This window comes from Marivita sp., from assembly GCF_020055635.1.
Taxonomy (GTDB): Bacteria; Pseudomonadota; Alphaproteobacteria; order Rhodobacterales; family Rhodobacteraceae; genus Marivita.
In genome coordinates this window covers 47,208-66,584 of record NZ_JAIPUT010000011.1, presented here as the reverse complement: position 1 = coordinate 66,584, position 19,377 = coordinate 47,208, and the positions used below count along the sequence as shown (strand labels likewise).

The window sequence follows — 19,377 nt, the reverse complement described above, 5'->3', positions numbered from 1 at the left end:
CCATATCACGCGGCGCGGGCTTGCAGGGCCTGCGCCTCGTAGGATTTCAGGATCGGCCGCGCCGCCTCCCAGCCGTCACACTCGATCTCGGCAAGCTCGGGAAAAAGCGTGATTATTTCCTCGCAGGAGGCTTGGGAAAAGGCCTTCTGCATCATCGGCCCCGGCAGGTAGCTTTCCGACAAGAGTCCATGCGATGACAGGATCTGGTGGGCGTCGAACAGCAGGTGCACATAGGTGACGGGGGTGTCGCTTTCCTCGCGGCAGACCGTCTTGTGGTTCACCAGGTCCTTTGCCTTGACCAGCACTTCGGAATCTCCGAACAGCAACTCCGCCCAGACGTCGCTCACCAGCACCCGGTGCTGCGGCGACAGCCGCACGTCTTGGGTCGCGCCATAGCTGCCGGCCTTGATGCGGATCGGCGCAAAGTTGCCCTTTGCCTCGATCGCGCGCGACCCGGCCCACCGTACCGGCTGCGGACCCTGATCCAGCGTCAGCACCAGATCGCCGGGGCGCAGGTCTTCGACAGGTCTTGGCCCGCCCGGCGTGTCGATCAGCGTGCCGGCCGTAAAACAGGGCAGTTGTTCGACCTGAACGATGGCGGTGTCGCTCTGGCCCAGACCGTTGTCGACCGTGTAGGTGAAATATGCGGTCTCCACATCCCCGTCGGACAGGACGGTCAGGGTCCCGTCGGCATTCAGCGTGACAACCTGACCCGAGGTCAGGGTCACGTTGCTGCCCACGCTGACGGCAACGCCGTTGATGTGGGTGATCGTCATGGTGCCGCCGGTCGTACTGTCATTGTCCAGAACGTCGATCGTCTTGCTGCTGTTCAGGCCGACATTCGCATCGTCATCCTGCGCGACAAGCGACGCCTGCGCTGACCCGCCGGCGATCAGCAGGTTGGTGTCGTAGCCCGCGTCCGACACATCCGCCACGCCGATCTTGAGTGTGTTGGGGACCCCGGCATTGACCGGCGCGGACACGCTGAGCGTGACCGTGAACCCATCCATCTCGGTGTTGAACTGGTCCGACGTGTTGTCGTTGTAAAGGTTGGCGGCAGTGGCGCCATTGATGTTGCCCACCGACACGTTGCCGTTGCCAACCGTGACGGTGGCCTGCACGCCATTGACCCAGATCCCGACGACGTCGAGGAAGGCCGAGTTGATGTATTCGGGGTATTCCTCGGACCCGATCACGAAGCTGAGGGTCAGGAGGTCGCCATCCGGCGTGAAATTCACCGTGAGGTATGAGGCGTCGAAACTACCTGTACCCGCCAGAGCATTGAAGTCGGCGTCATTGTTCGGACCGGAGGTGTCAGTCGATCTGTCGGCCTGCTGATTGGTGTTGTTCGGGTTCCACCATTGTGAGGTGTTCGTGACCCCCGTCGCAAGACCGGTCGACAGGATCACCCCGGTGTCACCCGGCGTCAGTTCCGGCGAAACCGTGTCGCCGTTCGTGTAGATGCCCGAGGACCGCGCGTCACCGGTATAGCCGGCGCTGTTGACGGTGATGCCCGCGCCGAAGATGTTGTTCGCCATCTGCAGCGCGGTGGCGCTGGTGTTGATGGGGAGTGCCTGTGCGATGGGCATGGAATGCCGCCTTGCCATTAACCAGTGTTCGACACCGGTTTTGCCTTGGCAAGGCGGCGGATATTTGGAGCAATTTAGCCAATTTTTAGGTTCTTTGCGGATCAGGATGTCTCACGGACCCGCAATATGGGCAGGCAGGTCCGTTTGTCAGCTGCGCCCGCGTTTTTCGAACCGGGGCAGCATCGCTGAAAAGTCGCGTCCCTTGCCGTCCTCGTCCTCGACGAAACGGCGGTAAAGCTCCAGTGCGGCCTGTCCCAGTGGCGTGTCGGCATCCGACGCCTCGGCGGCCTGCTGGCTCAGACGCAGGTCCTTGAGCATCAGATCCGCTGCAAAGCCCGGCTTGTACTCATTGTCCGCAGGGCTTTGCGGCCCGATGCCGGGCGCCGGGCAATAGGCATTCATCGACCAGCTGTAGCCCGAGGACGTGCTGACCACGTCGAACATCGCCTGCCGGTCCAGACCCAGCTTGTCGGCCAGGGCAAAGGCTTCGCAGGTGGCGATCATCGTCACGCCGAGGATCATGTTGTTGCAGATCTTGGCTGCCTGACCGTTTCCCGATGCGCCGCAATGGACAGATTTCCGCCCCATTATGTCAAACAGGGGCAGGGCGGTCTGGTAGCCCTGTTCCGATCCGCCCACCATGAAGGTCAGGGTTCCGGCCTCGGCGCCGCCCACACCCCCGGACACCGGCGCGTCGAGCGGCAGCAAACCGGCCGCCTCGGCGTCGGTCGCCACGGCGCGGGCGCTCTCGACGTCCACGGTCGAGCAATCGAGCAGCACCGCACCCTTGCGCATCACCGGGATGACCTGTGCCGCCACCGACCGCAGGATATCGCCATTGGGCAGCATGGTGATGACCACGTCCATCCCCGTCGCGGCCTCGATGGCGCTGCGGGTGTTCGCCACGCCATCCACTGTCAGGGTCGCCGTGTCATGGCCAAAGACAAAATGTCCTTCCCGTGCCAGGTTGCGCGCCATCGGCGCGCCCATGTTGCCCAGCCCGATAAATCCGATCTTCATGAGTCCTCCTTCCGCTCGAATGTCAGTGCCTCTCCGGTCACCGGTCGCAGCATAGCGGACAGGTCCTCGGCAGGCACCCCTTCAAGCGCATGTGTCCATTTGGGTGACTTGTCCTTGTCGATGATCGCCGCGCGGATGCCTTCGATGAAATCGCCCTTGTCCATCGACCGCGAGGTGAACCGGTATTCCAGGTCAAGCGCGCTCCGGATGTCGAGCCCTTCAACCCGCAACCGGTGCAGGATCTCGACCGTGCAGGCCATCGACAGCGGTGCATTGCGCGCCATCTTGCGCAGCGCCTCCTGCGCGACGTCGCTGCCATCGGCTTGCAACGCGGTCACGATCCCGCTCAGGGTCCGGGCGGCGAAAAGCGCGTCGATCTGTGCCTGTGCCGACGTCAACGGCGACTCCGGCGCAGGCTGTGCCGCCTTGGTCAACGCAGTCACGGTGCCATCGGTACAGAGCGCCGCCTTCACGCTGTTCCACCGGTCTTCCGGCAGGTAAAGATCGGCGAACCCGACATGGATGGCGTCGCCGGGGCCCATGCGATCGGTCGTCAGGCCCAGGTATTCTCCGAGCCGTCCCGGCGCGCGCGCCAGCAGGTACGACCCGCCGACATCGGGGATCAGCCCGATGCCGCATTCCGGCATGGCGATCCGGCTGCTGTCGCCCACCACCCGGTGCGAGCCGTGACAGCCTACGCCGACACCGCCGCCCATCGTGTAGCCCTGCAGGAAGCTGACCACCGGTTTGGGATATTCCGCGATCAGCGCGTTCATCCGGTATTCGTCGCGCCAGAACCGCTGGCCATAGGCAAAATCGCCTGCTGTGCCGGTGGCGTACATCTCGGCGATGTCACCGCCGGCGCAGAACGCCTTGTCGCCCTCGGCGTCGATCAGCACCAGCCGGATCGTCGGATCGGCCCGCCAGGTCCAGAGCGCGTCCTCGATGGCAAGGCACATTTCGTAGGTCAGCGCGTTGAGCGCCTTGGGGCGTTGCAGGGTGATCCGTCCGGCGGGGCCGTCCTTGCGGATGTCGATATCTGTCATGTCTGTCTGCCTGTGATCTGGGGGCAGGGGGCGCTGCTCCGTCGGCCCTGCGGGCCGCACCCCCGAGGTATCTGGAGCCCAAGGAAACCTGTGTCCTGCCTATCTGGCAAGCATCTGGCGCGCCACGATCAGGCGCATGATCTCGTTCGTCCCTTCGAGGATCTGATGCACGCGCAGGTCGCGGACCAGCTTTTCGATGCCGTAATCGGCAAGGTAGCCATAGCCGCCATGCAGTTGCAGGCACTGGTCCACCACCTTGCTGCCGGTTTCGGTCACGAAGGCCTTGGCCATGGCGCAGAACTTGGTGGCGTCGGGCGCACCGGTGTCCAGCTTCCACGCCGCCTGCCGCAGAAAGGTGCGGGCGGCCTGAAGCTCGATCTCCATGTCGGCCAGCCGGAATTGCAGGGCCTGGAACTGGTCGATGGATTTGCCGAAGGCCTTTCGCTCGGCCATGTAGGCGACCGTCGCATCGAGCCCCGCCTGCGCCGCGCCCAGCGAACAGGCCGAGATGTTGAGCCGCCCGCCATCCAGCCCGGCCATCGCGTAGGCAAAGCCGCGGCCCTCCTCGCCGATCAGGTTCTCGGCCGGAATGCGACACTCGTCGAACTGCACCTGTCGCGTCGGCTGCGACCGCCAGCCCATCTTGTCCTCGAGCCCGCCATAGCTCAGCCCCGGTGTGCCATCCTCGACCAGCACCGCCGACACGCCCTTGGGGCCATCTTCGCCCGTGCGCACCATGGCGACATAAAGGTCGGAGTAGCCGCCCCCCGAGATGAACGCCTTGGTGCCGTTCAGCGTGTAGCCTTCGTTGGTCCGTTCGGCGCGGGTCTTGAGCGCCGCCGCGTCCGACCCGCTGCCCGGTTCGGTCAGGCAATAGCTCAGCACCGTTTCCATGCGCAGCGCCCTGGGCAGCACCCGCGCCTTGACCTCGTCGCTGCCGAAGGCGTCGATCATCTTGGCGCACATGTTGTGGATCGACAAAAAGGCCGCGACCGACGGGCAGGCCATCGATAGCGCCTCGAAGACCAGCGTCGCGTCGAGCCGGTTCAGCCCGGTGCCGCCGCTGTCTTCGGACACGTAGATGCCCGCCAGACCCAGCGCGCCGACCTGCGGCCACAGGTCCCTGGGGATCGTGCCCTGTGCCTCCCAGTCGCGGGCAAATGGCGCGATATGTTCCTGCCCGAACGCATGGGCCATTTCGAAAATCGCGGTCTGTTCTTCGGTCAGGGCAAAATCCATCGCGACGCTCCTCCCTCGGGTCGTGAATTGAACACTTGTTTAATTTCCAACTGTTTCACGAGTTTTGCAAGGGGTCAAAGCCCGTCGTGAAAGGCTTCGACCAGATGGCTGACCACGGCGCGCATCTGGCCGTCGGTATCCTGTCCGGCCTCCCTGGCGGCGCGGGCCACGGCGCGCTGGCGCAGGGTGGCGTTGCCCGACCCGACAAGATCGCGGCTGTTTTCAAGCTCCTGCCAGCAGCGCAGGATACCCGCGTCCTCTTCCAGCAGGACGATCAACTCTTCGATCAACTCGGGCATCGGCACGATCTCGCCGCGGCCGAAATCGATCAGGCCGTCGGTCACGCCGTAGCGTTGCGCCCGCCAGCGGTTTTCCGCGATCAGGAACGGATCGTAGCGCCGCCAGCGCTGGTTGCGCACCCGGAGCCGCCACAGCATCCGCATCAGGCACTGGTTGATCGCCGCCAGCGTCAACGTGTTCTCGAGCCGCGGCTGCACATCCATGATCCGGGTCTCGAGGGTCGGGAAACTGTGCGACGGGCGCAGATCCCACCAGATCTTGGAACTGTCCTCGATCACCCCCAGGTCGATCAGAACCTGCACCGAGCGCTGGTAGTCCTCCCAATTGTCGAAGGTCGGCGGCAACCCGGTGCGGGGCAGGTTGTCGAAGACCGAGATCCGGTAGGAGGCAAGCCCGGTATCCTGCCCCTGCCAGAACGGCGAAGAGGTGGACAAAGCCAGCAGATGGGGCAGGAAATACGCCATCTGCCCCATCAGGTCGGCGCGCAGCGCATCGTCGTCCAGACCCACATGCACATGCATGCCGCAGATCAGCATCCGACGCACCACGCCCCCCAGCGCATCCTGCAAGTCGTTGTAGCGGCTCTTGTTGGTGTGGTGCTGGTTCTTCCAGTCTCCGAAGGGATGGCACGAGGCCGCGATCGGGGCGAGGTTGTGGTCCCTGGCGCAGCGCGCCACCGTGCTGCGCAGCCGCTTGAGATCTTCGCGCGCGGCGTCGATATCGGCGCAGACCTTGGTGCCGATCTCGATCTGGCATTGCAGGAATTCCGGGCTGACCTGGTCTTCCAGTTCCGCCGCGCAGGCTTCCATCAACCCGTCGGGCGCCTCGGCCAGCGCAAAGCTGTCGAGATCGACAAGCAGGTATTCCTCTTCGATCCCGATGGTGAATTCAGGTTCCCGCATGGCACCTCTCCCGATTGCGTTCTGGCAAAATGGCCCGGGCGAAGCGAAAAAGCAAAACCTGTTGTGGCCGCATCGTGGCGTCCCTTCGGGTGCCGGAGCCGCCGTGGCGGCGCGTCAGGTGTTGATGGCGGTGCTGTGCGCCAGCATGTCGGCGATGCTGCGGAACGGCAGGCCCAACGCGAACAGTGCGTCGTCCTCGTTTTCCAGCCCGATCGCGACAACGCCGCATTCCGGCGGCCAGCCGTTCCTGCCCATGTTGGTCGCTCGCCGCCCGATCGGGGTATTGGCGAGGTAGACCATGAAGGTCTCGATTCCGGTGCCGGCCAGCATCTCGACCTTGCTGGCCTCCAGCTCCATCAGCTTGGGGTAATTGCGTTCGATATCGGTCAGCCGCGTCAGGTCGACCAGGTGCCGCTGGCCGGGGCGGCATTGCGGGTTCCTGGCGAACGCGGCCAGCGCGGCCGCGGTTTCCTCTACCCGCAAGACGCCCCAAAAGCGGACATAGACCAGATTGTAGTCCGGAAGGATCTGGACAGTCACCGGCATCGCAAACCTGGAACATGGCGAAGCATCCCGCCATGTTTCGGGTATTTGCGCAAAAAAATCAATCCATGGCTTTGAAGTTGAACTCGCCGCCTTCCTTGATCCCCGACGGCCAGCGCGAGGTGATCGTCTTGGTGCGGGTGTAGAACTTGAAGCTGTCAGGGCCATGCTGGTTCAGATCGCCGAACATGGATTTCTTCCAGCCGCCGAAGGTGTGATAGGCCAGCGGCACCGGGATCGGCACGTTGATGCCCACCATGCCGATATTCACCCGGTGCGCGAAATCGCGGGCGGTGTCGCCGTCGCGGGTAAAGATCGCGGTGCCGTTGCCGTATTCGTGGTCCATCGCCAGCTTGAGCGCCTCTTCGTAAGACCCGGCGCGCACGGTGGACAGCACGGGGCCAAAGATCTCCTGCTTGTAGATGTCCATATCCGGCGTCACCCGGTCAAACAGATGCGGACCAACGAAAAAGCCGTTTTCATAGCCCTGAAGTTTGAAATCGCGGTTGTCGACCACCAGTTCGGCACCCTGATCGACACCGGACTGGATCAGGCCAAGGATGCGTTCCTTGGCTTCGCGGGTCACCACAGGGCCGAAATCCACGTCATCGCCATCGGTATAGGGGGCCACGCGCAGTTTCTCGATCCGGGGCACCAGCGCGCCGATCAGACGATCGGCGGTTTCCTCGCCCACGGGCACAGCAACCGACACCGCCATGCAGCGTTCGCCGGCCGCGCCAAAGCCCGCACCGATCAGCGCGTCGGCGGCCTGGTCCATGTCGGCATCCGGCATGACGATCAGGTGGTTCTTGGCACCGCCGAAACACTGCGCGCGCTTGCCGTTCGCGGTGGCGCGGCTGTAGATGTATTGCGCAATCGGGGTGGAGCCGACAAAGGACACGCCCTGGATGATCTCGTGATCCAGCAGCGTATCGACCGCTTCCTTGGTACCGTTCACGACCTGGAACACACCTTTGGGCAGACCGGCCTCGACAAACAGTTCCGCCAGCATCAGCGGCACCGAGGGGTCACGCTCGGACGGTTTCAGCACAACCGCGTTGCCGCAGGCGAGTGCCGGGCCGACATGCCAGAGCGGCATCATCGCCGGAAAGTTGAACGGCATGATGGAGGCCACCACACCCAGAGGCTGACGCATGGAATACATGTCTATGCCGGGGCCGGCGTCGTCGGTGTATTCACCCTTGAGCATCTGCGGTGCGCCGATGCAGTATTCGATCACTTCGAGACCGCGCTGAAGATCGCCCTTGGCGTCAGGCAGCGTCTTGCCGTGTTCGCGGCTCAGCGCCTCGGCCAGAATATCCATGTCACGGTTCATCAGCGCGACCATCTTCATCATCACCCGCGCGCGACGCTGCGGGTTGGTGGCGCCCCAGGCGACCTGCGCCTGCGCCGCGTCCTCGACGGCCTTGGACACCTCGGCGGGTGTGGCCAGCGGCAGCCTGGCCTGAACCTCGCCGGTGGCCGGGTTGTAGACGTCGCCGAAATTCCCGGACGTTCCGTTGACATGCGTGCCGTTGATGAAATGCGTCAACTCTTTCATGATCAATCTCCCATTTTGAACGTAGCATAGCCTTGCAAAAATGCGGATCAAAGAGGCAATATCCCAAATACGTTTTGCAAAAATGCAAAGGATCTGCCGTGCAAAGCTGGGATGACCTGCGGATTTTCCTGTCCGTCGCGCGCAGCGAAACCCTGTCCGGGGCGGGCCGTGCGCTGCGCATGGACCCCGCCACGGTCGGCCGTCGCGTCGCGCGGCTGGAAGATGCCATCGGGCAGGCGCTTTTTGCCAAGAGCCCGCAAGGCTATACCCTGACCGAAGCGGGCACGCGGCTGATCGACCATGCCGAACGCGCCGAACAGGCGATGCAGGGCGCGCGATCGGTCCTGACCGGAGAGGCCGGCAGCCTGACCGGTCAGATCCGCATCGGTGCGCCCGATGGCTGCGCAAATTTCGTGCTCCCGCGGGTTTTCGCCGATCTGGCCAAGGCCAATCCCGATCTGGATCTGCAGATCGTGGCGCTGCCCCGGGTCGTGAACCTGTCACGGCGCGAGGCGGACATGGCGATCACGGTCAGCCCGCCCACCGCCTCGCGGCTGTCGTATCAACGGATCACCGATTACAAGCTGCACCTTGCCGCCAGCCAGACCTACCTGACCACCGCGCCGCGCCTGACCACGCCAGAGGATCTGCACCAGCACCGGATCGTCGGCTATATCCCCGACATGATTTTCGACAAGGAACTGGATTACCTCAGCGATCTGGCGCTCGACCGGGTCGCGCTGGCGTCGAACTCGGCCTCGGTGCAGATCCAGCTCCTGCGCCAGCATGGTGGCATCGGCATCGCGCATGATTTCGCGCTGCCCTTTGCGCCGGGTGTCAGCCGCGTTCTGACGGACGCGCTGTCCTTCACCCGCAGCTTCTACCTCGTGCGCCATGCCGAGGACCGCCGGCTTGACCGGATCACCCGCTTTGCCACCGCTCTGGCGCAGGGCGTGCGCGCAGAGGTCGCGCGATTGGAGGCGCTGCTTTGAAACACTTGACAGAACAGCGGCCAGTGATGACGCTGAAAGGGCACAGGGACCGGAGGAAATACCATGCAAGTTCACCACATTCTCAAGAGCAAGGCCACGGATGCTGTTGTGACCGTCAAGTCCGGAACCTCGATTTCGGACGTGGCGAAAATCCTGACCGAAAAGCGCATCGGGACCGTGGTCGTGTCGAATGACGACGAGACCGCACTGGGCATCCTGTCGGAACGCGATATCGTGCGCGAACTGGCCAACCGGGGCGCCAGCTGCCTGTCCGAACCGGCCGAAAGCTACATGACCTCGCAGCTTGTCACCTGCCAGCGCCACGACGATGCCGATGACATCCTTGCCAAGATGACCGAGGGCCGGTTCCGCCATGTGCCGGTGGTCGAGGATGGCAAGCTGGTGGGTCTCATCACCATCGGCGACGTGGTCAAGGCGCGGCTGACCGAACTGGCGATGGAGCGCAATGCGCTGGAAGGCATGATCATGGGCCACTGACCCCGGATCGGTCATCTGCTTGATCTTCCCACGGTTTTGATGCCAGACATGTGCAAAACCTGACGACACGCCGGAGATTGCCCATGCGCATCGGTCTTTATCCCGGGACTTTCGACCCGATCACCATGGGCCATATCGACATCATCCGCCGGGCGGCGGTTCTGGTCGACAGGCTGGTTCTGGGGGTTGCGATCAATCGCGACAAGAACCCGCTGTTCACGCTGGAAGAACGCGTGGCGATGATCGAGGCCGAATGCGTGTCGCTGTCGGAACAGACCGGCATCGAGATCGTCGTGCACCCGTTCGAGAACCTGCTGATCGACTGCGCGCGCGATGTCGGCGCGCAGGTCATCGTTCGCGGTCTGCGCGCGGTGACGGATTTCGAATATGAATTCCAGATGGTCGGCATGAACCGCGCCCTCGATGACAGCATCGAGACGGTGTTCCTGATGGCCGAGGCGCGGCATCAGGCCATCGCGTCCAAACTGGTCAAGGAAATCGCGCGGCTGGGGGGCGACGTGTCGAAATTCGTCACCGCGCCGGTGCGTCGCGCCCTGCTCGAAAGATACGAAGGCGAGAATTGACAAAAGCCGCGCAGGTGTGCGCGGCTTGTCCTGTCATGTCGGCAAACGTGCCGGTCAGCGCCCGTAGATCGCGCGTTGCGCAATCTTTTCTGCATCGTCCTGGTGGATGTCCAGATCCAGCGCCACATCCAGCGGCATGGACCGGATTTCCCGGACAGTCCGGTGGTAGGCGGCCCGCTTTTGAAGACGGCTCCGCAGGGAAGACATAAGATGGGCCATGGTCAGTCCTTTCCGTGCTTTATGGTCCTGTGCCGCAACGCGGTTTGCGCTAACAGCTTCACAAGGGAAGATAAGGATGCTGCGTCGCGGCACAACTGACACATGGGAAAGGCCGCCCTGCACCTCATGCAAGGCTCGGAGAAACGGGACATCAAACGCAAAAAAGACGGGCAGTTTCCCACCCGTCTGCCGAAGCCCTGCACAGCTTTGGTCAGGGAAGGGTCAAAAGCCGATCAGATCAGCTTGCCCATCGCCACGGCGGTATCGGCCATGCGGTTGGAAAAGCCCCATTCGTTGTCATACCAGCTCAGGATGCGCACCATCCTGCCATCCAGAACCTTGGTCTGGTCGGTGTGAAAGATCGACGAATGCGGATCGTGGTTGAAATCCGACGACACCAGCGATTTGTCGGTATAGCCCAAGATGCCCTTGAGCGGCCCGTCGGCGGCGGCGCGGATCGCGTCGTTGATTTCCTCGGCCGTGGTGTCGCGCGCGGCGGTGAAGGTCAGATCGACCACCGACACGTTGGGCGTCGGCACGCGGATCGCCACGCCATCGAGCTTGCCGTTCAGTTCGGGCAGCACCAGGCCCACGGCCTTGGCGGCCCCGGTGGAGGTCGGGATCATGCTGAGCGCTGCGGCGCGCGCGCGGTAGAGATCCTTGTGCATCGTGTCCAGCGTCGGCTGATCGCCGGTATAGGAGTGGATCGTCGTCATGAATCCCCGCTCGATGCCGATCGTGTTGTTCAGCACATAGGCCACAGGCGACAGGCAATTGGTGGTGCAGGAGGCGTTCGACACGATCAGGTCATCCGCGGTCAGGGCGTCATGGTTGACGCCGTAGACGATGGTCTTGTCAGCATCCTTGCCGGGGGCCGAGATCAGGACCCGGCTTGCGCCGTTCTCAAGATGCGCCTGGCACGCCTCCTTGCTGGTGAAGATGCCGGTGCATTCCAGAACCACGTCCACATCCGACCAGGGCAGGTCAGCGGGATTGCGGATCGCCGTCACCTTGATCGGCCCGCGGCCCACGTCGATGCTGTCATCGTCATGCGTGACCTCGACCGGGAAGCGGCCATGCACGCTGTCATATTGCAGCAGATGCGCATTGGTCTCGACCGGGCCCAGATCGTTGATCGCGATGACCTCGATATCGGTGCGGCCGGATTCGATGATCGCGCGCAGGATGTTGCGGCCGATGCGTCCAAATCCGTTGATGGCGACTTTGGTGCTCATTAGATGACTCCTCGCTGGTTCCGGCAGGTGGTGCGTTCTGGTGGTAGCCTGAGGCTGTTACCGCTAACAAACAGAACGCCGCAAAGCTGTCAAGCAATGCTCCGCACGTCAGCTTACCGCCAGAAGGCGATCCATTCGACTAAATCTATGCCTTTGACCGCAAGAAACAACAGCCCGTCCCCCCCGGTCAGGAATGCGTCGATAGCAATTCCGCCCAGGATCAACAGTCCCAAACCGATTGCGATTGAATTGGTCATCGCGCCTGTCCCTCTGCCTCTTGGCGCGCAGAATGCCAGAGGGCAGGGGTGGTGTCACGCCACCGCGTGCGCGATGTGTGCTGCCGGGTCAGTCGTCCCCCTCGCGGTCAAGCTCGCCCTGTTCGGCGGACCAGACCCCGGCGGCCTCGACCGCGACCGGTGACGCGGTGGGCAGGACGCCGAGATAACTGTCGGTGTCCTCTGCCGCAGGCGTCGGCCGCCGCGTCATGCGATAGGCGGAATACAGCGCAATCGCCACGAAGACGACGCTCAGCGCCAACCAGAAGGTGGCGGGGCCGGACACCTGCATGCCCCAGCCGGCGCCCAACGGACCCAGGATCGCGCCGACGCCGAAGGTCAGGACCAATCCGCCCGAGGCCGCAGGCATGTCTTCGGCCGAAAGCGCGTCGTTGGTATAGGCGAGGATCAGCGCATACAGCGGCGTTGTGACGCCTCCGGTCAGGAACGCCATGGCCATCAGAATCCACAGATCGCCACCGAAGACCCAGCCCCCCAGGCTGAACACCGCGCCCAACACGGCGCATCCGAAGATGAGCGTGCGGCGGTCCATCCGGTCGGACAGCCAGCCGATCGGATATTGCAGGAACAGCGCCCCGGCGAAAAGCATGGCGATGAACAGCGCGATCTGGTCCGCCGTCAGGCCGATCTGCGTGCCATAGACAGCGCCAAGCCCGGATTGCGTGGCATAGATCGTGCCCAGCAGGAACATGCCCACCGTACCAAGCGGCGTGCCACGGAACAGCTCGCGCAGCGGCATCGGGCGCGTTACTTCGGCGGCGGGTGTCGGCGTCACCGACAGAAGAATGGGACCAAACGAGATCGACACCAGGATCGACGCCCCGATGAACAGCCCCGCCGTCGCCGCGTCGCCCAGCGTCAGAAGCCCCTGCGCCCCGATGATCCCCAGCGTCTGCGCCATCATGTAGGCCGACAGAACCTTGCCGCGTGTCTCGTTGGTGGCCGAGGCATTGAGCCAGCTTTCGGCGGTCACGTAGATCCCCGACATGCAAAAGCCGATGACGATCCGCAGCAGCGTCCAGGAGATCGGATCGGTGAACAGCGCGAAGGCGATCAGCCCGGCCGACATGAAACTGCCAAGCGCCGCGAAGACGCGGACATGGCCGACCCGCCGGATCATCTCGGGCGTCAGCCGCGCCCCGGACAGGAAGCCCAGGAAATACCCCGATGCCACGATAGAAAGTTCCGCCGCGGAGAACCCTTCGATCCCGCCGCGCAGGCCGATCAGCGTGAAATGCATGCCGTTGCCCAGCATGATGAAGACGATGCCGATCAGCAGCGCCCAGATACCGGCCAGCACGTTCATCATGTCAGCATTTCCTTGAATCGGCGGTGTCGGTGAAGGTCGGGGGACCCTACCGCGAAACCACAAGTGCGGACATTCCGGAACGCCTTTTTGACGCCTCATGGCGACGTTTTGCGCCGCCCTGCGTAAAGACGCGGCAAAAGCGGGTATGAAAACAGGATGATGTCGATCCTGCGGAGGGTCTTGGCTTTCGGACCGTCAGCCAGATCGCAGGATCATGCGAGCGGAGCGCCGGACCGCAAGGTCACTCAAGGTAGTCCTGCGCGGTCAGGAGCGCCTCGCCGGTGGATGTCAGCACCTGGTCGGTGTTGTTCTGCAACTCCACATAGGAAAGGAAGGCCATCCCGACCACAGCAGCGGTCAGGACGACCCAGTCAACGGTGACGGCGCCGTCATCGGCTTTGCAAAAGGATTTCAGGAACTGGATCACTGCGGTCTCCATCACCCATAACATGTCTCGTTTCGGCGTCTGTCGGGACGGCAAGCGATCTGTCCGCATGCGCATGCCCTGTCTTCATCGACACCAGGCCCGCAGATTGGGGCAGCAATTTGGCCATTACGGACCGGTTTTGTAACCCGATAAACTTGTTCCGACTTCGTCCCTCCCGCCCGGCCTGCGCGGTGCCGTGCAATGGGACGGGGGTCCGCGAAACGAAAAGACCCCGCCGGTCGAGGCGAGGTCTGGTCTCAAAAGGCCGGAAGCTGTGCCCGGGGCGGATCAGTGCAACAAACGTCCCATCGCGCCCGCCACGTCGGCCATCCGGGCCGAAAAGCCCCATTCATTGTCGTACCAGGCAAGCACCCGCACCAACCGCTTGCCCACGACCTTGGTCTGGTCGGGCGCAAAGATCGACGAGTGCGTGGTGTGGTTGAAGTCGATCGACACCTTGGGTTCCGGATCATAGGCCAGAACAGTGCCCATATGGGTTGCCGCCGCAGCGCGGACGACGTCGTTCACATCGTCGACCGTCACGTCCTTGCCCGCGTAGAAGGTCAGATCGACTGCCGAGACATTCGGCGTCGGCACGCGCACGGCCGAGCCATCAAGCTTGCCCTTGAGGTTCGGCAGCACCTCGCCAAGCGCCTTGGCGGCCCCGGTCGAGGTCGGGATCATCGCCATCGCCGCCGCCCGCGCGCGGTAGAGATCGGCATGGCGCCGGTCCAGCGTCGGCTGGTCGCCGGTATAGGAATGGATCGTCGTCATGATGCCCGACTCGATCCCGATCGCCTCGTCCAGCACCTTGGCCAGCGGGGCCAGACAGTTCGTCGTGCAGGACCCGTTCGAGATCATCGTGTCGCCTTCGGCCAGCGCCCGGTGGTTCACGCCGTAAACGATGGTTTTCTGAACGTTCTTGGCCGGGGCCGAGATCAGCACGGATTTCGCGCCGCGCTCCATGTGCACGCTGGCCTTGTCGCCGTCGTTGAAGGTCCCGGTGCATTCCAGAACAACGTCGCATCCCGACCAGTCGAGTTCCTGCGGGTCGTAGGTCGAAAACACCTGCATCGGGCCGCGGCCCAGATCCATCGTGTTGCCCTTGACCGTCACCTGACCGCCGAACCGGCCATGCACGCTGTCATAGCGCAGCAGGTGGGCGTTGGTTTCGATCGGGCCGGTTGCGTTGATCTTGACCACCTGCACATCATTGCGCGAGCTTTCGGCGATATGGGCGAGGGTGCAGCGGCCAATCCGACCGAAACCGTTGATTCCAAGAGTGACGGTCATGAGAGGTTCTCCAGCGCGATGCAATTGCGAACGGTATACGTCGGCATGCTGCATCCGGAAAGTAAAAAACACGATATTTCCCAGCATGTTAGCGCAAAAGGTCGCAAGTCGGAACATGTTCGCGCTAACGTATCGGGATGGTTTGCGGTAACAGGCGACCCATGTTTCGGAATCGGAAAGAATGATGCGGATGGCCGATGCTGCGGTGCTGCTGGGCAGGTGCCTGTTGGCGATTCTGTTCCTGGGCGGGGCGGTGCAGAAGATCGTCGACCCGGACGCGGCGATGACGCTGCTGACCGACCGCGATCTGCCCGCGGTGCTGATCTGGCCGGCGCTGCTGTTGAATGCGTTGGCGGGTCTCATGCTTGTCGCGGGATGGGCGGTGCGTCCGGTCGCGGCGCTTCTGGCGCTCTATTGCGGCCTCACCAGCGTGTTTCACCTGATCCCGGACGATCCCTGGCAAATGAGCATCTTCGTCAAGAACTGGGCCATTGCCGGGGGATGTCTGGTGCTGGCGGCCCACGGCCCGGGGCGCTATGTCTTGAGCGGACTTAAAAACGGAGCGACCCCATGAGCGGACTACTGGCCCTTCTGGACGACGTGGCAGCGATTGCCAAGGTGGCCGCGGCCTCGGTGGACGACATCGGCGCGGCAGCGGCCAAGGCCGGGTCCAAGACGGCGGGCGTGCTGATCGACGACGCGGCGGTGACGCCGAAATACCTGCAGGGGTTCGAACCGGCCCGCGAATTGCCGATCATCTGGCGGATCGCGCGCGGATCGCTGATCAACAAGCTGGTCTTCCTGCTGCCTGCAGCGCTCCTGATGTCGAGTTTCGCACCGTGGCTGATCCCGCCCTTGCTGATCCTGGGCGGCAGCTACCTGTGTTTCGAAGGCGCCGAGAAGATCGCCCATGTGGTGATGCCGCATGACGACCATTCCGGCGGGCCGGATGGCAGCCACGATGTCGCCGATCCGCTGCATCTCGAGGAAGAAAAGGTCAAGGGCGCGATCAAGACCGATTTCATCCTCTCGGCCGAGATCATGACCATCGCGCTGTCGGTGATCGAGGTCGACAACATCTGGATGCAGGGCGCGACGCTTGCGCTTGTGGGCATCATGGTGACGCTGGCGGTCTATGGCGCGGTGGCGGTGATCGTGAAGATGGACGATGTCGGTCTCTGGCTCAGCAAGGTGGGGCGGCTTGGCCTGACCCGCGCACTGGGGCGCGGGATCGTCAAGTTCATGCCATGGCTCTTGAAGGGGCTGACCGTGGTGGGCACGGCGGCGATGCTATGGGTCGGCGGGTCGATCATCGTGCATTCGGTTGCGCAGATGGGCTGGCATGTGCCGGAAGACGCAATTCATGATGTCGCCGTGGCCTACGGCGCGGGGCAGCCGTTTTTCGAATGGGGCATCACGGCGGGTATCGATTTCGTGCTCGGGCTGATCTGGGGGCTGATCCTGATCCCGGTCGGGGTCAAGATCGTCGGTCCGATCTGGAGCGCCGTCATGCCGAAGGGGGCCTGACCGGCGTTAATCCTGTCTTAAGCAGGGTCGCGCCAATATGGGTGTCATGACGATACCCTCTTACCTCGATTCCGAAAACTGGATCCGCAACGTGTTCTCCGCCAAGGCGGTGGGGCGGGGTGGCGTGATCCACCGTGCCGCCCGCGATGTCGAACGCTATGCAGGCCGCGATGCCTTTGTGTACGAGGTGCGAAAGCGCGGCTTCACTATGGTTGAAAACGGCGATCAACTGGTGGTGTTCTGCAATCGCGATCCGGTTCGGTTGCTGGTCGACCGCGATCCACCGAAACTGTCGCAACGGGCGTGGCCGACTGCCGCGCGCGACGGGGCCACGGGGATTTAGGGACGCGCGCCCGTGCAGGCCCAAAACGCGTCAACGCATTTTGTCGCTGCGTCAACGCAGCGTGCCCGCCCAGCGGTCTCTCGAATAAAACGCCTCAAGGCGTTTTGGCATTGCGTCAGCGCAATGAAGGCGGCTATCGGAAATCTGCGCGCCATCGAACGCGTCAACGCGTTCACGCGATGCATCACTGCATCGAAAACCGGCGGCCCTGCGAAACGTCAGGGCCGCCCGATCTCTTACGTGCGCGGATCGGCCTGCCAGCGGCCTTCCACGAGATCGCGCACTTTCTGGGCCACCGCCTCTGCCGTGATTCCGAACTTCTCGTACAGCGTCTCCGCAGGCGCCGACGCGCCAAAGCCGTGCATGCCGATGAACCCGGACTTCTCGCGCTTGCCACGCTCGCCGTACAACCAACGGTCCCAGCCAAACCGCATGCCGGCCTCGACCGCCACCCGCACCGGGCCACCCGGCAACACGCGCTTGCGGTACTTCTCGTCCTGTTCCTCGAACAGCTCCCAGCAGGGCATGGACACAACCCGTGTGCCGATCCCTTCGGCGTGTAGGATGTCTCGCGCCGCCATGGCGATCTCGACTTCCGAACCGGTGGCCATCAGGATCGCCTGACGCTTGCCCTCGGCATCGGCCAGCACATAGGCGCCTTGTGCGGTCAGGTTCTTGGTCTTGTGCTCGGTCCGCACTGTGCGCAGATTCTGCCGCGTCAAGGACAACACCGACGGTGTCTTGGTCTGGGTGAACGCGATCTCCCAGGCCTCGGCGGTTTCCACCGTGTCGGCGGGGCGGAACACCAGCGTGTTCGGGGTCGCACGGCTGATCGCCAGATGTTCGACGGGCTGGTGCGTCGGGCCGTCTTCGCCCAAGCCGATGCTGTCATGCGTCATCACGTAGACCGTCGGCACCTGCATCAGGGCCGACAGGCGCATCGCGGGGCGGGCGTAATCGGTGAAGCACATGAACGTGCCGCCATAGGGTCGGATGCCGCCATGCAGCGCCATGCCGTTCATCGCCGACGCCATGCCATGCTCGCGGATGCCCCAATAGACATAGCGGCCCTTGCGGTTGTCCACGTCGAACACGCCCAGGTCGCCGGTCTTGGTGTTGTTCGACCCGGTCAGGTCGGCAGAGCCGCCGATGGTTTCGGGCAGGATCGGGTTGACCACTTCCAGCACCATTTCCGAGCTCTTGCGCGTCGCCACGCTGGGCGCGGTCTCGCTGATCTGCTTCTTCAGCGCCTTGATCGTCGAGGTCAGCTTTTTCGGCGGCTCCCCCGCCATCGTGCGGGCAAACTCGGCCTGACGTGACGCCGATGTCTCTGCCAGCCTTGCTTCCCAGTCGGCACGGTCGGCGGCGCCGCGGCGGCCGATCTCTTCCCAGGCCGACTTGATCTCGGCGGGCACTTCGAACGGGCCGGTGGTCCAGCCCCAGACGGCCTTGGCCTCGGCATTCTGATCCGCATTGGTCAGCGCGCCGTGACCCTTCGAGGTGTCCTGCGCGGCATGGCCGAGGGCGATATGCGTCTCGCAGGCGATCATCGAGGGCCGCTTGTCTTTCTTGGCCGCCACGATCGCGGCATCGATCGCCTGCGGATCATGCCCGTCGATTTCCTGCACATGCCAGCCCGCAGCAGTGAACCGGCCGATCTGGTCGGTGCGGTCGGACAATTCGACCTTGCCGTCGATGGTGATGCTGTTGTTGTCCCAGAAGACGATCAGCCGCGACAGTTCCTGGCGCCCGGCAATGCCGATGGCCTCGTGGCTCACACCTTCCATCAGGCAGCCATCGCCCGCGATGACATAGGTGTGGTGATCGACCAGCTTCTTGCCGAAGCGCGCGCGCAGCGATTCCTCGGCCATCGCGAAGCCGACAGAATTGGCAAGCCCCTGACCCAACGGCCCGGTCGTGGTTTCAATGGCTTGCGCGAGGAAGTTCTCGGGATGTCCGGCGGTCTTGGCGCCCCATTGGCGAAAGTTTTTGACCTGATCCAGCGTGATTTCCGCGTCGCCCGAAAGATAGAGCAGCGCGTAAAGCAGCATGGAGCCGTGACCCGCCGACAGGATGAACCGGTCGCGGTCGGGCCAGTTTGGATGGGCGGCGTCGAATTTCAGGTGCTTTTCATAAAGCACGGTGGCCACGTCCGCCATGCCGATGGGCATGCCCGAGTGACCGGAATTCGCCGCGGCCACGGCATCCAGTGTCAGCGCGCGGATCGCGGCGGCCTTGGTCCAATGGTCAGGGTTCTGCGCTTTGAGGGTCTCGATATCCACGGGCCGGGTCGTCCTTGTCATGGGGAGGATGGGGTCGTCACGCGCGCTCATACCAGTGTGACCGACAAGTTCAAGCCGGACGCACCGTTCCGCTGCGTATAAGGGGGCGCATTTTTCGGTGCGGATTGTTAAACTTTCACATTAAGAGGGCGGAGCGATTCGTTCCGAGAGC

The 19,377-nt window shown here is 63.4% G+C and carries 20 protein-coding genes; 6 read left to right on the top strand and 14 right to left on the bottom strand.

All coding sequences use genetic code 11. The annotated features are described in order from the left end of the window. Positions 1–5: 5 nt before the first annotated feature. From LCF60_RS07995 to LCF60_RS07965, 7 genes are all read right to left on the bottom strand, one after another. On the bottom strand, positions 6–1,589 hold the full coding sequence (locus LCF60_RS07995) for a Hint domain-containing protein (protein ID WP_292290956.1): 1,584 nt from the start codon (positions 1,587–1,589) through the stop codon (positions 6–8). 147 nt (positions 1,590–1,736) lie between these two features. Continuing rightward, a complete protein-coding gene (mmsB, locus tag LCF60_RS07990; RefSeq protein WP_292290955.1) occupies positions 1,737–2,609 on the bottom strand; it encodes a 3-hydroxyisobutyrate dehydrogenase in 873 nt (290 codons plus the stop codon). Beyond that, complete coding sequence (locus LCF60_RS07985) at positions 2,606–3,655, bottom strand: enoyl-CoA hydratase/isomerase family protein (RefSeq protein ID WP_292290953.1); 1,050 nt, start codon at positions 3,653–3,655, stop codon at positions 2,606–2,608. Before LCF60_RS07985 ends, mmsB begins: the two co-directional genes overlap by 4 nt. Positions 3,656–3,754: 99 nt before the next feature. Next, a complete protein-coding gene (locus LCF60_RS07980) occupies positions 3,755–4,894 on the bottom strand; it encodes an acyl-CoA dehydrogenase family protein (RefSeq protein ID WP_292290952.1) in 1,140 nt (379 codons plus the stop codon). A 74-nt stretch (positions 4,895–4,968) separates the two neighbouring features. Then, on the bottom strand, positions 4,969–6,096 hold the full coding sequence (locus LCF60_RS07975; RefSeq protein WP_292290951.1) for a carboxylate-amine ligase: 1,128 nt from the start codon (positions 6,094–6,096) through the stop codon (positions 4,969–4,971). A 114-nt stretch (positions 6,097–6,210) separates the two neighbouring features. Then, positions 6,211–6,642: a hypothetical protein gene (locus LCF60_RS07970; protein ID WP_292290950.1), complete on the bottom strand. Its 432-nt coding sequence runs from the start codon at positions 6,640–6,642 to the stop codon at positions 6,211–6,213. Positions 6,643–6,700: 58 nt separating this feature from the next. After that, positions 6,701–8,200 (bottom strand): CoA-acylating methylmalonate-semialdehyde dehydrogenase, encoded by a 1,500-nt coding sequence (locus LCF60_RS07965; RefSeq protein ID WP_292290948.1) that lies wholly within the window; start codon positions 8,198–8,200, stop codon positions 6,701–6,703. Positions 8,201–8,298: 98 nt separating this feature from the next. Between LCF60_RS07965 and LCF60_RS07960 the strand changes: the two genes are divergently transcribed. The 3 genes from LCF60_RS07960 to coaD all read left to right on the top strand — a co-directional run bounded on the left by LCF60_RS07960 (position 8,299) and on the right by coaD (position 10,274). Then, positions 8,299–9,192, top strand: a complete 894-nt coding sequence (locus LCF60_RS07960) for a LysR family transcriptional regulator (RefSeq protein ID WP_292290947.1) — start codon at positions 8,299–8,301, stop codon at positions 9,190–9,192. 63 nt (positions 9,193–9,255) lie between these two features. Further along, positions 9,256–9,690 (top strand): CBS domain-containing protein, encoded by a 435-nt coding sequence (locus LCF60_RS07955; RefSeq protein WP_292290946.1) that lies wholly within the window; start codon positions 9,256–9,258, stop codon positions 9,688–9,690. 83 nt (positions 9,691–9,773) lie between these two features. Continuing rightward, positions 9,774–10,274 (top strand): pantetheine-phosphate adenylyltransferase, encoded by a 501-nt coding sequence (coaD, locus tag LCF60_RS07950; protein WP_292290945.1) that lies wholly within the window; start codon positions 9,774–9,776, stop codon positions 10,272–10,274. A gap of 54 nt (positions 10,275–10,328) precedes the next feature. On the opposite strand, the gene LCF60_RS07945 is transcribed toward coaD, so the two are convergent. The 6 genes from LCF60_RS07945 to gap (LCF60_RS07920) all read right to left on the bottom strand — a co-directional run bounded on the left by LCF60_RS07945 (position 10,329) and on the right by gap (LCF60_RS07920) (position 15,053). Continuing rightward, positions 10,329–10,493: a hypothetical protein gene (locus tag LCF60_RS07945; RefSeq protein WP_292290943.1), complete on the bottom strand. Its 165-nt coding sequence runs from the start codon at positions 10,491–10,493 to the stop codon at positions 10,329–10,331. Positions 10,494–10,726: 233 nt separating this feature from the next. Continuing rightward, on the bottom strand, positions 10,727–11,728 hold the full coding sequence (gene gap, locus LCF60_RS07940) for a type I glyceraldehyde-3-phosphate dehydrogenase (protein WP_292290942.1): 1,002 nt from the start codon (positions 11,726–11,728) through the stop codon (positions 10,727–10,729). A 113-nt stretch (positions 11,729–11,841) separates the two neighbouring features. Next, positions 11,842–11,985, bottom strand: coding sequence for a glyceraldehyde-3-phosphate dehydrogenase (locus tag LCF60_RS07935; RefSeq protein WP_292290941.1), 144 nt, complete (start codon positions 11,983–11,985; stop codon positions 11,842–11,844). Positions 11,986–12,073: 88 nt separating this feature from the next. Then, the gene (locus tag LCF60_RS07930; protein ID WP_292290939.1) at positions 12,074–13,333 is read right to left on the bottom strand and encodes an MFS transporter; all 1,260 of its coding nucleotides are present in this window, start codon (positions 13,331–13,333) and stop codon (positions 12,074–12,076) included. Positions 13,334–13,574: 241 nt separating this feature from the next. Beyond that, entirely contained in the window at positions 13,575–13,772 is a 198-nt protein-coding gene (locus tag LCF60_RS07925) for a hypothetical protein (RefSeq protein WP_292290937.1), read from the bottom strand. Between the two features lie 276 nt (positions 13,773–14,048). Further along, entirely contained in the window at positions 14,049–15,053 is a 1,005-nt protein-coding gene (gene gap / locus LCF60_RS07920) for a type I glyceraldehyde-3-phosphate dehydrogenase (RefSeq protein ID WP_292290936.1), read from the bottom strand. A 181-nt stretch (positions 15,054–15,234) separates the two neighbouring features. Between gap (LCF60_RS07920) and LCF60_RS07915 the strand changes: the two genes are divergently transcribed. From LCF60_RS07915 to LCF60_RS07905, 3 genes are read left to right on the top strand one after another with little or no spacing between them, the layout of a single operon-like run. Then, on the top strand, positions 15,235–15,627 hold the full coding sequence (locus LCF60_RS07915) for a DoxX family protein (RefSeq protein ID WP_292290935.1): 393 nt from the start codon (positions 15,235–15,237) through the stop codon (positions 15,625–15,627). Further along, a complete protein-coding gene (locus LCF60_RS07910; RefSeq protein WP_292290934.1) occupies positions 15,624–16,580 on the top strand; it encodes a DUF808 domain-containing protein in 957 nt (318 codons plus the stop codon). The genes LCF60_RS07915 and LCF60_RS07910 overlap by 4 nt, the downstream gene beginning before the upstream one ends. A gap of 46 nt (positions 16,581–16,626) precedes the next feature. After that, on the top strand, positions 16,627–16,923 hold the full coding sequence (locus tag LCF60_RS07905) for a hypothetical protein (RefSeq protein WP_292290932.1): 297 nt from the start codon (positions 16,627–16,629) through the stop codon (positions 16,921–16,923). 236 nt (positions 16,924–17,159) lie between these two features. On the opposite strand, the gene tkt is transcribed toward LCF60_RS07905, so the two are convergent. Beyond that, positions 17,160–19,205 (bottom strand): transketolase, encoded by a 2,046-nt coding sequence (gene tkt / locus LCF60_RS07900; RefSeq protein WP_292290930.1) that lies wholly within the window; start codon positions 19,203–19,205, stop codon positions 17,160–17,162. Positions 19,206–19,377: the final 172 nt, after the last annotated feature.

Bases quoted from the DNA above. Each gene is read 5' to 3' on its own strand.
- LCF60_RS07995 (WP_292290956.1), bottom strand. From the start codon at position 1,589: ATGCCCATCGCACAGGCACTCCCCATCAACACCAGCGCCACCGCGCTG.
- mmsB (WP_292290955.1), bottom strand. From the start codon at position 2,609: ATGAAGATCGGATTTATCGGGCTGGGCAACATGGGCGCGCCGATGGCG.
- LCF60_RS07985 (WP_292290953.1), bottom strand. From the start codon at position 3,655: ATGACAGATATCGACATCCGCAAGGACGGCCCCGCCGGACGGATCACC.
- LCF60_RS07980 (WP_292290952.1), bottom strand. From the start codon at position 4,894: ATGGATTTTGCCCTGACCGAAGAACAGACCGCGATTTTCGAAATGGCC.
- LCF60_RS07975 (WP_292290951.1), bottom strand. From the start codon at position 6,096: ATGCGGGAACCTGAATTCACCATCGGGATCGAAGAGGAATACCTGCTT.
- LCF60_RS07970 (WP_292290950.1), bottom strand. From the start codon at position 6,642: ATGCCGGTGACTGTCCAGATCCTTCCGGACTACAATCTGGTCTATGTC.
- LCF60_RS07965 (WP_292290948.1), bottom strand. From the start codon at position 8,200: ATGAAAGAGTTGACGCATTTCATCAACGGCACGCATGTCAACGGAACG.
- LCF60_RS07955 (WP_292290946.1), top strand. From the start codon at position 9,256: ATGCAAGTTCACCACATTCTCAAGAGCAAGGCCACGGATGCTGTTGTG.
- coaD (WP_292290945.1), top strand. From the start codon at position 9,774: ATGCGCATCGGTCTTTATCCCGGGACTTTCGACCCGATCACCATGGGC.
- LCF60_RS07945 (WP_292290943.1), bottom strand. From the start codon at position 10,493: ATGGCCCATCTTATGTCTTCCCTGCGGAGCCGTCTTCAAAAGCGGGCC.
- gap (WP_292290942.1), bottom strand. From the start codon at position 11,728: ATGAGCACCAAAGTCGCCATCAACGGATTTGGACGCATCGGCCGCAAC.
- LCF60_RS07935 (WP_292290941.1), bottom strand. From the start codon at position 11,985: ATGACCAATTCAATCGCAATCGGTTTGGGACTGTTGATCCTGGGCGGA.
- LCF60_RS07930 (WP_292290939.1), bottom strand. From the start codon at position 13,333: ATGATGAACGTGCTGGCCGGTATCTGGGCGCTGCTGATCGGCATCGTC.
- LCF60_RS07925 (WP_292290937.1), bottom strand. From the start codon at position 13,772: ATGGAGACCGCAGTGATCCAGTTCCTGAAATCCTTTTGCAAAGCCGAT.
- gap (WP_292290936.1), bottom strand. From the start codon at position 15,053: ATGACCGTCACTCTTGGAATCAACGGTTTCGGTCGGATTGGCCGCTGC.
- LCF60_RS07915 (WP_292290935.1), top strand. From the start codon at position 15,235: ATGATGCGGATGGCCGATGCTGCGGTGCTGCTGGGCAGGTGCCTGTTG.
- LCF60_RS07910 (WP_292290934.1), top strand. From the start codon at position 15,624: ATGAGCGGACTACTGGCCCTTCTGGACGACGTGGCAGCGATTGCCAAG.
- LCF60_RS07905 (WP_292290932.1), top strand. From the start codon at position 16,627: ATGACGATACCCTCTTACCTCGATTCCGAAAACTGGATCCGCAACGTG.